Annotated in this window: 11 protein-coding genes; 10 read left to right on the top strand and 1 reads right to left on the bottom strand. The window is 70.4% G+C overall.

The window, feature by feature from the left end; genetic code table 11:
* The first annotated feature begins 208 nt into the window (after nucleotides 1–208).
* From GA0115233_RS05645 to rpsD, 3 genes are all read left to right on the top strand, one after another.
* Nucleotides 209–865, top strand: coding sequence for a vitamin K epoxide reductase family protein (locus GA0115233_RS05645; protein ID WP_093718962.1), 657 nt, complete (start codon nucleotides 209–211; stop codon nucleotides 863–865).
* A gap of 44 nt (nucleotides 866–909) precedes the next feature.
* Nucleotides 910–2,265, top strand: coding sequence for a replication-associated recombination protein A (locus tag GA0115233_RS05640; protein WP_093718961.1), 1,356 nt, complete (start codon nucleotides 910–912; stop codon nucleotides 2,263–2,265).
* A 299-nt stretch (nucleotides 2,266–2,564) separates the two neighbouring features.
* Nucleotides 2,565–3,179: a 30S ribosomal protein S4 gene (gene rpsD / locus GA0115233_RS05635; RefSeq protein ID WP_093718960.1), complete on the top strand. Its 615-nt coding sequence runs from the start codon at nucleotides 2,565–2,567 to the stop codon at nucleotides 3,177–3,179.
* A 29-nt stretch (nucleotides 3,180–3,208) separates the two neighbouring features.
* Here rpsD and GA0115233_RS05630 read toward each other — a convergent pair whose 3' ends face one another.
* Complete coding sequence (locus GA0115233_RS05630) at nucleotides 3,209–5,365, bottom strand: ATP-binding protein (protein WP_176711648.1); 2,157 nt, start codon at nucleotides 5,363–5,365, stop codon at nucleotides 3,209–3,211.
* A gap of 152 nt (nucleotides 5,366–5,517) precedes the next feature.
* Between GA0115233_RS05630 and GA0115233_RS05625 the strand changes: the two genes are divergently transcribed.
* From GA0115233_RS05625 to GA0115233_RS05590, 7 genes are all read left to right on the top strand, one after another.
* Nucleotides 5,518–5,961: a DUF948 domain-containing protein gene (locus tag GA0115233_RS05625; protein ID WP_093718959.1), complete on the top strand. Its 444-nt coding sequence runs from the start codon at nucleotides 5,518–5,520 to the stop codon at nucleotides 5,959–5,961.
* A 7-nt stretch (nucleotides 5,962–5,968) separates the two neighbouring features.
* The gene (locus GA0115233_RS05620; RefSeq protein ID WP_093718958.1) at nucleotides 5,969–6,319 is read left to right on the top strand and encodes a hypothetical protein; all 351 of its coding nucleotides are present in this window, start codon (nucleotides 5,969–5,971) and stop codon (nucleotides 6,317–6,319) included.
* Entirely contained in the window at nucleotides 6,319–8,991 is a 2,673-nt protein-coding gene (gene alaS, locus GA0115233_RS05615; RefSeq protein WP_093718957.1) for an alanine--tRNA ligase, read from the top strand. Before GA0115233_RS05620 ends, alaS begins: the two co-directional genes overlap by 1 nt.
* A complete protein-coding gene (ruvX, locus tag GA0115233_RS05610; protein WP_093718956.1) occupies nucleotides 8,991–9,455 on the top strand; it encodes a Holliday junction resolvase RuvX in 465 nt (154 codons plus the stop codon). Before alaS ends, ruvX begins: the two co-directional genes overlap by 1 nt.
* Nucleotides 9,456–9,580: 125 nt before the next feature.
* Nucleotides 9,581–11,272 carry an endolytic transglycosylase MltG gene (gene mltG, locus GA0115233_RS05600; protein WP_093718955.1) on the top strand — a complete coding sequence of 564 codons (1,692 nt, stop codon included), beginning with the start codon at nucleotides 9,581–9,583 and terminating at the stop codon, nucleotides 11,270–11,272.
* 39 nt (nucleotides 11,273–11,311) lie between these two features.
* Complete coding sequence (locus tag GA0115233_RS05595; protein ID WP_093718954.1) at nucleotides 11,312–12,151, top strand: shikimate dehydrogenase; 840 nt, start codon at nucleotides 11,312–11,314, stop codon at nucleotides 12,149–12,151.
* A gap of 51 nt (nucleotides 12,152–12,202) precedes the next feature.
* Nucleotides 12,203–12,484, top strand: coding sequence for a hypothetical protein (locus GA0115233_RS05590; protein WP_093718953.1), 282 nt, complete (start codon nucleotides 12,203–12,205; stop codon nucleotides 12,482–12,484).
* Nucleotides 12,485–12,610: the final 126 nt, after the last annotated feature.

Raw genomic sequence — 12,610 nt, 5'->3', positions numbered from 1 at the left:
TCCCGTTGATTTCCGGACATCCGGGCACGCCCGCGTGCCGTGCGCCGGGTCCGCCGCAGCCGCAGATCCGCCCGCCAGCGCGCCGAACGCCCGGGGGCCGTCGTCCGTACGTCCTTATGTCCACCGAACGGTGGAAAGGGCTCCGGGTGCGGCACAATGGCCCCTGCTCGAAGAAGGCCCCCACCCCCCAACAGACGGAATCGGCGTGATGAGCAAGACGACAGTGAAGGACGTCTCCACAGAGCCCGAACCGGAGCGCATCGCCGAGGCGCCGCGCAAGGAAGGCGGCAGTACCGCCTTCGCGCTGATGCTGATGATCACCGGCGCCGCCGGACTGCTCGCGGCCTGGGTCATCACGATCGACAAGTTCAAGCTGCTGGAGGCCAAGGTCGAGGGCAAGACCTTCGTCCCCGGGTGCAGCCTGAACCCCGTCGTCTCCTGCGGCAGCGTCATGGAGAGCGACCAGGCCTCGGTCTTCGGCTTCCCCAACCCGATGCTCGGCCTCGTCGCCTACGGCATCGTCATCTGCGTCGGCGTCAGCCTGCTCACCCGCGCCACCTTCCCGCGCTGGTACTGGCTCACCTTCAACGCCGGCACCCTCTTCGGCGTCTGTTTCTGCGCCTGGCTGATGTTCCAGTCGCTGTACCGCATCAACGCCCTGTGCCTGTGGTGCTCCCTGGCCTGGGTCGCGACGATCATCATGTTCTGGTACGTGACCTCGTTCAACATCCGCCAGGGCTTCCTTCCGGCACCGAGCTGGCTGAAGAGCTTCTTCGGCGAGTTCACCTGGGTGATGCCGGTACTGCACATCGGCATCATCGGCATGCTGATCCTGACCCGCTGGTGGGACTTCTGGACGAGCTGACCGGCCCGGAGGGTTTGTCAGTGCCGTGATTTAGGGTTTCAGACGTGGAGCCCGACCTGTTCACCGCCGCGGCGGAAGAGCGCCAGGAGAAGGACCCGGCCGCCAGCCCCCTGGCCGTCCGGATGCGCCCGCGCACCCTCGACGAGGTGGTGGGCCAGCAGCACCTGCTCAAGCCCGGCTCACCCCTGCGCAGACTGGTCGGCGAGTCCGGCGGCGGCCCCGCCGGACCCTCCTCGGTGATCCTCTGGGGTCCGCCCGGCACCGGCAAGACGACGCTCGCGTACGTGGTCTCCAAGGCCACCAACAAGCGGTTCGTGGAGCTGTCCGCGATCACCGCGGGCGTCAAGGAGGTCCGCGCCGTCATCGAGGGCGCCCGCCGCGCCACCGGCGGCTTCGGCAAGGAGACCGTCCTCTTCCTCGACGAGATCCACCGCTTCAGCAAGGCCCAGCAGGACTCCCTGCTCCCGGCGGTGGAGAACCGCTGGGTGACCCTGATCGCGGCGACCACCGAGAACCCGTACTTCTCGGTGATCTCCCCGCTGCTCTCCCGCTCCCTGCTGCTCACCCTCGAACCCCTCACCGACGACGACGTCCGGGGCCTGCTGCGCCGGGCGCTGGACGACGAGCGCGGACTGAAGGGCGCCGTCGGCCTCCCCGAGGACACCGAGGAGCACCTGCTGCGGATCGCCGGCGGGGACGCCCGCCGCGCCCTGACCGCCCTGGAGGCCGCCGCCGGGGCCGCCCTGGACCAGGGCGAGAGCGAGATCAGCCTGCAGACCCTGGAACAGACCGTCGACCGGGCCGCGGTGAAGTACGACCGCGACGGCGACCAGCACTACGACGTCGCCAGCGCCCTGATCAAGTCCATCCGGGGCTCCGACGTCGATGCCGCCCTGCACTACCTGGCCCGGATGATCGAGGCCGGCGAGGACCCCCGGTTCATCGCCCGCCGTCTGATGATCTCCGCCAGCGAGGACATCGGTCTCGCCGATCCCAACGCCCTGCCCATCGCGGTCGCCGCCGCCCAGGCCGTCGCCATGATCGGCTTCCCGGAGGCCGCGCTCACCCTCAGCCACGCCACCATCGCCCTCGCGCTGGCCCCGAAGTCCAACTCCGCGACCACCGCCATCGGCGCCGCCCTGGAGGACGTACGCAAGGGGCTGGCCGGGTCCGTGCCGCCGCATCTGCGCGACGGGCACTACAAGGGCGCCGCCAAGCTCGGGCACGCGCAGGGCTATGTGTACCCGCACGACCTGCCCGAGGGCATCGCCGAGCAGCAGTACGCCCCGGACGCCCTGAAGGACCGCGAGTACTACGCCCCGACCCGGCACGGCGCGGAGGCGCGGTACGCGGACGCCGTGGAATGGACCCGCAAGCACCTCGGTCGCAGACGGTCCTGAGCTGCCTGTAGAATCGCTCGGAGTGCTGAGTCCCGCGCAGTCAGAGCGGGACATCCAGCCGGAACCCTCCCAGCGGGGGTTCCAGGAGCGTCGCGCACCGTCGAACGGTGTCGCGGGCAGCCCACCACCCTCCGTCCCACGGGACGGAACAGGTCGGTGGGCCACTCGCGTGCTGCACGTATGTGCCCAGACCAGGGGAGCGGCTGCCCTGACGGCCCTCGCGGGCCCCAGGGATTCCCCGGCTGCGGATGCGACCTCCCGCCAACACTGACAAGCCGAACACCAAGAAATGAGAGATTGTGGCGAACCAGTCCCGCCCCAAGGTCAAGAAGTCGCGTGCCCTCGGCATCGCGCTGACCCCGAAGGCCGTCAAGTACTTCGAGGCCCGTCCCTACCCGCCGGGTGAGCACGGCCGTGGCCGCAAGCAGAACTCGGACTACAAGGTCCGTCTGCTGGAGAAGCAGCGTCTGCGCGCGCAGTACGACATCTCCGAGCGCCAGCTGGTCCGCGCCTACGAGCGTGCGTCCAAGGTCCAGGGCAAGACCGGTGAGGCCCTGATCGTCGAGCTGGAGCGCCGTCTGGACGCCCTGGTGCTGCGTTCGGGCATCGCCCGCACCATCTACCAGGCCCGTCAGATGGTCGTGCACGGCCACATCGAGGTCAACGGCCAGAAGGTCGACAAGCCCTCGTTCCGTGTCCGTCCCGACGACGTCGTGATGGTCCGTGAGCGCAGCCGTGAGAAGACCCTCTTCTCCATCGCCCGTGAGGGTGGCTTCGCCGCCGACGGCGAGACCCCGCGCTACCTCCAGGTGAACCTCAAGGCCCTGGCGTTCCGCCTGGACCGTGAGCCGAACCGCAAGGAGATCCCGGTGATCTGCGACGAGCAGCTCGTCGTCGAGTACTACGCCCGCTGATCCTCCGGCGGTCGTAGGACACCTGCGCCTCAGCCCGCCGTCTCCCCGCCCTTCCGGGTCGGGGAGGCGGCGGGTTCTTGCATGTCGGGGGAGATCCCGGTGCGCGGCGCGGGAAGCGCCTCCAGCAGGTCCGGGTCCGCGGGCCGGGTGCCGAGCGCCCGCGCCACCGCCGCCTCCCGGTCCAGCAGTGCACCGGCCCGTACGCACTCCTCGTACCGCTCGTCGCCCAGCCGCTCCCGGGCCGTCGCCTCGCACAGCTCGTGCGGGGCGTTGTAGTAGGCCGAGCCGAACAGCGGCAGCCCCACCGAGGGCCACATCCGCGCCGCCGCCCCTTGCAGCACGGCCGCCTCCGCCGCGTCCCCGTCGGTCACCGTGACCAGGGCCAGCAGCTCCACGACGAGCACCGAGCCCAGCAGGTCCCGGAAGGAGTGCGCGTGGCCCAGGCAGTCCGCCAGCAGCTCCCGCGCCCTGACCTGGTCGCCCTCCCGCCAGGCCGCGTACGCCAGCACGTACAGCGCGTACGAGCGGGCCCAGCGCTCGCCGTGGTCCTCGCAGATCTCCCGCACGTCCTCGCAAAGGCGCACCGCCTCCGCCAGATCGCCCTGGAAGGCCCGGGCCATGCCCAGCTCCACCTGGCCCATCAGGACGTTGCTGTTCAGCTCGCCGATCTCCCGGTAGCGGTCCAGCGCCGAGCGCAGCAGCGCCTCGGCACCGGCCATGTCGTCGCTGACCAGCGCCAGACAGCCGGTGCGGTGCTCTGCGTAGGCCGCGGCGGTGTCGTTCACCGACAGTTCCGCCTCCTCGCCGCACTCGTGCAGGGCCGCCAGCGCGGCGACCGTGTCGCCCTGGAGGATCGCCACGTAGCCGAGCACCCACAGCGCCTTCAGCCGGGACGGCTCGTGCCCGGAGTCCAGCCGGACGGCCTGGTCCAGCCAGTGCCGCCCCTCCGACAGCCGCCCGCAGCCGACCCAGCAGAACCACAGGGACCCCGCGAGCAGCTGGCCCAGATGGGCCTCCTCGGGTTCGGACAGGCAGTGCTCCAGGGCCCGGCGCAGATTCGGCAGCTCCGCCTCCACGCGCGCGGCGACCTCGGGCTGGCGCGGCGAGAACCAGTCCAGCTCGCACCAGGTGGCCAGGCCCAGGTACCAGTCGCGGTGCCGGCGCCGCAGCCGCTCGGTGTCCCCGGTGGCAGCCAGCCAGTCGGCGCCGTAGGCCCGGACCGTGTCGAGCATGCGGTAGCGCACGCCCGTCTCCGTGTCCTCGCGGGAGACCACCGACTGCGCCAGCAGCTCCTGGAGCACGTCGAGGACGTCCTCGGCGGGCAGGCCGTGCCCGCCGCACACGTACTCCACGGCCTCCAGGTCGAAGCAGCCGGCGAACACCGACAGCCGCGCCCACAGCAACCGCTCCCCGGGCGTGCACAGTTCGTGGCTCCAGCCGATCGCGGTGCGCAGGGTGCGATGCCGCCACGGCGCGTCCGGGTCGGTCCGGGTCAGCAGCCGGAACCGGTCGTCCAGCCGGTCCAGCAACTGCCCCGGGGACAGCGCCCGCAGCCGCCCGGCCGCCAGCTCCACGGCCAGCGGAATCCCCTCCAGCCGACGGCACAGCTCCCGTACCTCCGCCCCGTCCGGGGCGCACACCCCGTGCAGGGCGGCGCGGTCGGTGAACAGGTCCACCGCCTCGTCCTCGTCCAGCGGCGCCAGCGGGAACAGCCGCTCGCCCGGCACGCCGAGCGGTCTGCGGCCCGCCGCGAGCACCCGCAGCCCCGGCGCCCGGCCCAGCAACTCGGCCACGAGCTGGGCGCAGGTCCCCACCAGGTGCTCGAACCCGTCCAGGACCAGCAGGAGTTGACGTTCGGCGAGATGGTCGAGGAGCGTCTCGCGCGGCGCGCGAGCGGTGTGGTCGGTGAGTCCGAGCGCGGCCACCACCGCGTGGTCGACGAACGCGGGATCGAGCACCGGCGCCAGCTCCACCCGCCACACCCCGTCCGGCGGCGCGATGCGGGCCGCCGCGCGGGCCGCGAGCCGGGACTTGCCCACGCCGCCCGTGCCGGTCACCGTCACCAGCCGCGCTCCGTCGAGCACCCCGGCCAGTTCCGCCAGTTCGGCCTCCCGCCCGACGAACGCGTCGAGCTCGCAGGGCAGATTGCCGGTCGCCGGGGTGTCCTCGGGCTGTCGATCGCACATGGGACACGGAGCGTACTGAAGCGTGTTCACTCCGTACAATCGCTCCCCGGAACCCGCCGCCCCGCGCGCGGTAATGCGGTACGGACCGCCTTGCCCGGCGCGATAGGCTCGGTCCACGACTTTTCGATGTTGAGGCGCGTTTCAGGGAGCGGGTGCACACAGTGTCCGGTGGAGAGGTGGCCGGGATCCTGGTGGCCGTCTTCTGGGCGATCCTGGTCTCCTTCCTCGCCGTGGCACTGGTGAGGCTGGCCCAGACGCTCAGGGCGACCACCAAGCTGGTCGCGGACGTGACCGATCAGGCCGTACCGCTGCTCGCGGACGCCTCCTCGGCGGTGCGCTCGGCGCAGACCCAGATCGACCGGGTCGACGCCATCGCCTCCGACGTCCAGGAGGTCACCTCCAACGCCTCCGCGCTGTCGACCACGGTGGCCTCCACCTTCGGCGGCCCGCTGGTGAAGGTCGCGGCATTCGGCTACGGCGTACGCCGGGCCATCGCGGGCCGCAAGGACGACGTGCCCGCGCGGGAGCCCCGGCGTACGGTGATCGTGGGCCGCACGGTTCCGGCCGCGCGACGGAGCAAGCGGAAGAAGGGCTGAGCCACCGATGTTCCGCCGTAGCTTCTGGTTCACCACGGGCGTCGCGGCCGGTGTGTGGGCCACCACCAAGGTCAACCGCAAACTGAAGCAGCTGACCCCCGAGCACATCGCCACCCAGGCCGCCAACAAGGCGCTGGAGGCGGGGAACCGGCTCAAGGACCGGGCCGTCGGCTTCGCGCTCGACGTCCGCGACAACATGGCCCAGCGGGAGGCCGAGCTGGAGGACGCCCTCGGCATCCGCGAGGACCCCGAACTCCCCGCACCGCGGCGGCACGCCGCGATCGAGAACCGCAACAAGCCGAAGACGTACGTCATCGACAGCACGACGTACTCGTACAACCGGAATGAGGACCACTGATGGAGTCGGCTGAGATCCGCCGCCGCTGGCTGAGCTTCTTCGAGGAGCGCGGGCACACCGTCGTCCCTTCGGCGTCGCTCATCGCGGACGACCCGACTCTGCTCCTCGTCCCGGCCGGCATGGTGCCCTTCAAGCCCTACTTCCTGGGTGAGGTCAAGCCGCCGTTCCCGCGCGCCACCAGCGTGCAGAAGTGCGTGCGCACGCCGGACATCGAGGAGGTCGGCAAGACCACCCGGCACGGCACGTTCTTCCAGATGTGCGGCAACTTCTCCTTCGGCGACTACTTCAAGGAAGGCGCCATCAAGTACGCCTGGGAGCTGCTCACCACGCCCCAGGACAAGGGTGGTTACGGCCTGGAGCCGGAGAAGCTCTGGATCACCGTCTACCAGGACGACGACGAGGCCGAGCGCATCTGGCACGAGGTCGTCGGTGTGCCGAAGGAGCGCATCCAGCGCCTCGGCATGAAGGACAACTACTGGTCCATGGGCGTGCCCGGCCCCTGCGGCCCCTGCTCCGAGATCAACTACGACCGCGGTCCCGAGTTCGGCGTCGAGGGCGGCCCCGCCGTCAACGACGAGCGGTACGTGGAGATCTGGAACCTCGTCTTCATGCAGTACGAGCGGGGCGAGGGCACCGGCAAGGACAACTTCGAGATCCTCGGCGAGCTGCCGAGCAAGAACATCGACACCGGGCTCGGCCTGGAGCGCCTCGCCATGATTCTGCAGGGCGTGCAGAACATGTACGAGATCGACACCTCCATGGCCGTCATCAACAAGGCCACCGAGCTGACCGGCGTGGCCTACGGCGACGCCCACGACTCGGACGTCTCCCTGCGCGTGGTCACCGACCACATGCGCACCGCCACCATGCTCATCGGGGACGGCGTCACGCCGGGCAACGAGGGCCGCGGCTACGTGCTGCGCCGCATCATGCGCCGCGCCATCCGCAACATGCGCCTGCTCGGTGCCACCGGCCCGGTCGTCAAGGACCTCATCGACGTCGTCATCGGCATGATGGGCCAGCAGTACCCGGAGCTGATCACCGACCGCGAGCGGATCGAGAAGGTCGCCCTCGCCGAGGAGAACGCCTTCCTCAAGACGCTGAAGGCCGGCACCAACATCCTCGACACGGCCGTCACCGAGACCAAGGCCGCCGGCGGCAAGGTCCTCTCCGGCGACAAGGCGTTCCTGCTCCACGACACCTGGGGCTTCCCGATCGACCTCACCCTGGAGATGGCCGCCGAGCAGGGCCTGTCCGTGGACGAGGACGGCTTCCGGCGCCTGATGAAGGAGCAGCGCGAGCGCGCCAAGGCCGACGCCCAGGCCAAGAAGACCGGCCACGCCGACCTCGGTGCCTACCGCGAGATCGCCGACAGCGCCGGTGAGACCGAGTTCATCGGCTACACCGACACCTCCGGCGAGTCCACGATCGTCGGCATCCTCGTCGACGGCGCCTCCTCCCCGGCCGCCACCGAGGGCGACGAGGTCGAGATCGTCCTGGACCGCACCCCCTTCTACGCCGAGGGCGGCGGCCAGATCGGCGACACCGGCCGCATCAAGGTCGACTCCGGGGCCGTCATCGAGGTCCGCGACTGCCAGAAGCCGGTCCCGGGCGTCTACGTCCACAAGGGCGTCGTCCAGGTCGGCGAGGTCACGGTGGGCGCCAAGGCCCACGCCTCGATCGACAACCGGCGCCGCAAGGCCATCGCCCGCGCCCACTCCGCCACCCACCTCACCCACCAGGCGCTGCGCGACGCCCTCGGCCCGACGGCCGCCCAGGCCGGTTCGGAGAACCAGCCCGGCCGCTTCCGCTTCGACTTCGGTTCGCCCTCCGCCGTGCCGACGGCCGTGATGACCGACGTCGAGCAGAAGATCAACGAGGTGCTCGCCCGCGACCTGGACGTGCACGCCGAGGTCATGGGCATCGACGAGGCCAAGAAGCAGGGCGCCATCGCCGAGTTCGGCGAGAAGTACGGCGAGCGGGTCCGCGTGGTGACCATCGGCGACTTCTCCAAGGAACTGTGCGGCGGTACGCACGTCCACAACACCGCCCAGCTCGGCCTGGTCAAGCTGCTCGGCGAGTCGTCGATCGGCTCGGGTGTGCGCCGTATCGAGGCCCTCGTCGGTGTCGACGCCTACAACTTCCTCGCCCGTGAGCACACGGTCGTCGCCCAGCTCCAGGAGCTGATCAAGGGACGTCCGGAGGAGCTGCCGGAGAAGGTCTCCGCGATGCTCGGCAAGCTGAAGGACGCCGAGAAGGAGATCGAGAAGTTCCGCGCCGAGAAGGTGCTGCAGGCCGCCGCCGGTCTCGCCGAGTCCGCCCGGGACATCCGCGGCATCGCCGTCGTCACCGGCCAGGTCCCGGACGGCACCACCGCCGACGACCTGCGCAAGCTGGTCCTCGACGTGCGCGGCCGGATCCAGGGCGGACGCGCCGCCGTGGTCGCCCTGTTCACGGTGAACAACGGCAAGCCGCTCACGGTCATCGCCACCAACGAGGCCGCCCGCGAGCGCGGTCTCAAGGCCGGTGACCTGGTCCGTACCGCCGCCAAGACGCTCGGTGGCGGCGGTGGCGGCAAGCCGGACGTCGCCCAGGGCGGCGGACAGAACCCGGCGGCCGTCGGTGAGGCCGTGGACGCCGTGGAGCGTCTGGTGCAGGAGACGGCCAAGTAATGCGCAGAGGACGTCGGCTCGCCATCGACGTCGGGGACGCCCGCATCGGGGTCGCCTCGTGCGACCCCGACGGGATCCTCGCCACCCCGGTGGAGACGGTGCCGGGCCGGGACGTCCCGGCAGCCCAGCGCCGGCTGAAGGCGCTGGTGGAGGAGTACGAGCCGATCGAGGTCGTCGTCGGGCTCCCGCGCTCCCTCAAGGGCGGCGAGGGCCCGGCCGCGGTCAAGGTCCGCGGCTTCGCCCAGGAACTGGCGCGCATGATCACGCCGGTCCCGGTACGGCTCGTGGACGAGCGGATGACCACGGTGACGGCGAGTCAAGGACTGCGCGCCTCGGGCGTGACATCCAAAAAGGGCAGATCGGTCATCGACCAGGCAGCCGCTGTGATCATCCTCCAGCAGGCGCTGGAATCCGAACGGGTGTCAGGTAAAGCACCCGGCGAGGGCGTCGAAGTGGTCATCTGATCGCGATACGGTAACGTTCCGCGCGATGCGATGGTGTTCGAACAGCCACCGCACAAAGAGAGGCGGAACGGAAGCACCGGGCTCGACGCCCCAAGCGGCCACCACCTCGCGGCTCTAGGGGATCGATGACTGAGTATGGCCGGGGCCAGGGCTCCGAACCGTGGCACCCCGAGGACCCGTACTACGGGGACGACGGGTGGGGAGGACAGCAGGCCCAGGCGGGTCAGCAGTCCCCCTACGGCGGCCAGCCGCAGCACTATCCGGAGCAGCAGCAGGCGCAGCACCAGCAGCAGTACGGCGACTGGGGTCAGCAGGGCGGGCAGCAGCCCCAGTACGACCAGCAGCAGTACGGTCAGCAGCATCAGCAGCAGTACTACGCCAACCAGGGCTACCAGCAGGGGTACGACAACTCCGGGTGGGGCACCGGCGCGCACGGGCAGGTCCCGTACCCCGATCCCTCCGATCCGTACGGTCAGCAGGCCGCCGCGGCCTACGGGCAGCAGCAGGACTACTACGGCACCCCCGAGGCGTACCCGCCGCCCGAGCCGCCGGGCAGGCGCCGGGCCGAACCCGCGCCGCAGCCCGAACCGGAACCGGAGCCGCGCACCGACTGGGACCCCGGGCCGGACCGCGGTGAGCACGCCTTCTTCGCGGGCCGCGACGACGATGACGACGACCTCGACGACGACGCGGGGGACCGGCGGACCCGCGGCGAACGACGCGGACGCAGTGGCAAAGGCGGCAAGAAACGCCGCAGCGGATGCGCGTGTCTCGTGGTCCTGCTCGTGTTCGGCGGCGGTGTCGCCGGTGTCGGATATTTCGGGTACCAGTTTTACCAGGATCGTTTCGCCGAACCTGAGGACTATGCGGGGGGCGGCAATGGCGAGCAGGTCACCGTAGAGATCCCCAAGGGTGCGGGCGGTTATGCCATCGGCCAGGAACTGAAGGCGAAGGGCGTGGTCAAGAGCGTCGACGCGTTCGTCGCCGCGCAGCAGAAGAACCCCAAGGGCAAGTCGATCCAGGCCGGCGTGTACACGCTGGAGCGGGAGATGTCGGCCGAGGCCGCCGTCGCGATGATGCTCAGCCCGGAGAGCCAGAGCAATCTGATCATCCCCGAGGGCACCCGCAATGTCCGGGTCTACGAGATGATCGACGCGCGTCTCGAAATCGACAAGGGCACGACGAAGAAGGTCGCCGCCAAGAAGTGGGAGAGCTTCGGCCTTCCCGACTGGGCGCTGAACCACGAGAACGTCAAGGACCCGCTGGAGGGCTTCCTCTACCCGTCGAGCTATCCCGTGGCCAAGGGGCAGAAGCCCGAGGCCGTCCTGAAGGACATGGTCGAGCGCGCCACCGAGCAGTACGAGAAGCTCGGCCTGGAGAAGAAGGCCAAGGGCCTGGGCCTGGACGGACCCTGGGAGCTGCTCACCGTGGCGAGCCTGGCGCAGGCCGAGGGCACCAGCCACGACGACTTCCGCAAGATGGCCGAGGTCGTCTACAACCGCCTGGAGAAGAACAACCCCGAGACCTACGGCTCGCTGGAGTTCGACTCCACGTACAACTACATCAAGAACCAGAGCAAGATCGACCTGTCGATCGAAGAGCTGCGCAAGTTCAACAACCCGTACAACACGTACTTCGTCAAGGGACTGCCGCCCGGCCCGATCGACAACCCCGGCGAGGAGGCGCTCAAGGGCGCGCTCAACCCGACCGACGACGGCTGGTACTACTTCATCTCGCTGGACGGCAAGACCAGCAAGTTCACCAAGACCCTCGCCGAGCACGACAAGCTGGTGCAGGAGTTCAACGCCTCCCGGTGACGGCGGGGACGTGGAAGAGACGACTGAGGAACAGGTTCGATGACAGTTCAGGGCAGTGAAGCCCGACGGGCCGCGGTGCTCGGCTCGCCCATTGCCCACTCCCTCTCCCCGGTGCTGCACCGGGCGGCGTACGCGGAGCTGGGGCTCACCGGCTGGACGTACGACCGGTTCGAGGTGGACGAGGAGACGCTGCCCGGCTTCCTGGCCGGCCTCGGTCCGGAGTGGGCCGGGCTGTCGCTGACCATGCCGTTGAAGCGGGCGGTCATCCCGCTGCTCGACGAGATCAGCGAGACGGCACGCTCGGTCGAGGCGGTCAACACCGTGGTCTTCACCAAGGACGGCCGCAAGGTCGGCGACAACACCGACATCCCCGGCATGGTCGCCGCGCTGCGCGAGCGCGGCATCGAGCAGGTCGACTCCGCCGCGATCCTGGGCGCCGGCGCCACCGCCTCCTCCGCGCTGGCCGCGCTCTCCCGCATCTGCACCGGCGAGGTTGTCGCCTACGTCCGCAGCGCCGCCCGCGCCGCCGAGATGCGCGAATGGGGCGAACGGCTCGACGTCGAGGTCCGTACGGCGGACTGGTCCGACGCCGCCGAAGCGCTCCGCGCGCCGCTGGTCATTGCCACCACCCCGGCCGGTACGACCGACGCCCTCGCCACCGCCGTGCCCGAGCGCCCCGCCACCCTCTTCGACGTCCTCTACGACCCCTGGCCCACCGACCTCGCCGCCCGCTGGTCCATGTTCGGCGGCGCCGTGGTCAGCGGCCTCGACCTGCTGGTCCACCAGGCGGTCCTCCAGGTCGAACAGATGACGGGCCGCGCCCCGGCGCCGCTGGACGCGATGCGAAAAGCAGGGGAACACGCGCTCGAAGATCGCTAGGCTCCCGTCCGGTTCCGCAGGAGGCGGGGCCAGGAGGGGGAACGACCGATCATGACCACCGGCCAGCCGCTGGCGTCCGCGAAGACGCAGATCTTCGAGAGCCTGCTGGGGTTCCTGCCCGACTGGGCCCAGCACACCGCGCTCGTCCTGATCATCCTGGCCGTGCTCGCCACCTGGGGCCTGAAGCTGCGCAACAAGATCGTCCAGCGCCGGGCCCTGCGCAGCGCCGGGACGCAGCCCGCGCCCACGCCCGTGCCGTACGACCAGGGCAGCGGTGCCGACTACCTCGGCGCCTACGCCCCGCAGCGGCGCCCGGAGGACCCCGCGGTCTGATGCCGCAGCCGCGCCGCGCCCTGACACATTCGCGTCCGCCTGGTGGACCGGCGGCCGGGCACCGTGCCGGGACGTGGGAGGATCGGACATGGCGGGCCGGGGCCGCGCACCTGGTCCAGCCGTCGC

Source organism: Streptomyces sp. DI166, from assembly GCF_900091315.1.
GTDB classification, from domain to species: Bacteria; Actinomycetota; Actinomycetes; order Streptomycetales; family Streptomycetaceae; genus Streptomyces; species Streptomyces fuscus.
This window is presented reverse-complemented; position numbering and strand designations above follow the sequence as displayed.

Excerpts from the sequence above, each read along its gene's own strand:
- GA0115233_RS05645 (WP_093718962.1), top strand. The coding sequence starts at position 209 with ATGAGCAAGACGACAGTGAAGGACGTCTCCACAGAGCCCGAACCGGAG.
- GA0115233_RS05630 (WP_176711648.1), bottom strand. The coding sequence starts at position 5,365 with ATGTGCGATCGACAGCCCGAGGACACCCCGGCGACCGGCAATCTGCCC.
- GA0115233_RS05620 (WP_093718958.1), top strand. The coding sequence starts at position 5,969 with ATGTTCCGCCGTAGCTTCTGGTTCACCACGGGCGTCGCGGCCGGTGTG.
- alaS (WP_093718957.1), top strand. The coding sequence starts at position 6,319 with ATGGAGTCGGCTGAGATCCGCCGCCGCTGGCTGAGCTTCTTCGAGGAG.
- ruvX (WP_093718956.1), top strand. The coding sequence starts at position 8,991 with ATGCGCAGAGGACGTCGGCTCGCCATCGACGTCGGGGACGCCCGCATC.
- mltG (WP_093718955.1), top strand. The coding sequence starts at position 9,581 with ATGACTGAGTATGGCCGGGGCCAGGGCTCCGAACCGTGGCACCCCGAG.
- GA0115233_RS05595 (WP_093718954.1), top strand. The coding sequence starts at position 11,312 with ATGACAGTTCAGGGCAGTGAAGCCCGACGGGCCGCGGTGCTCGGCTCG.
- GA0115233_RS05590 (WP_093718953.1), top strand. The coding sequence starts at position 12,203 with ATGACCACCGGCCAGCCGCTGGCGTCCGCGAAGACGCAGATCTTCGAG.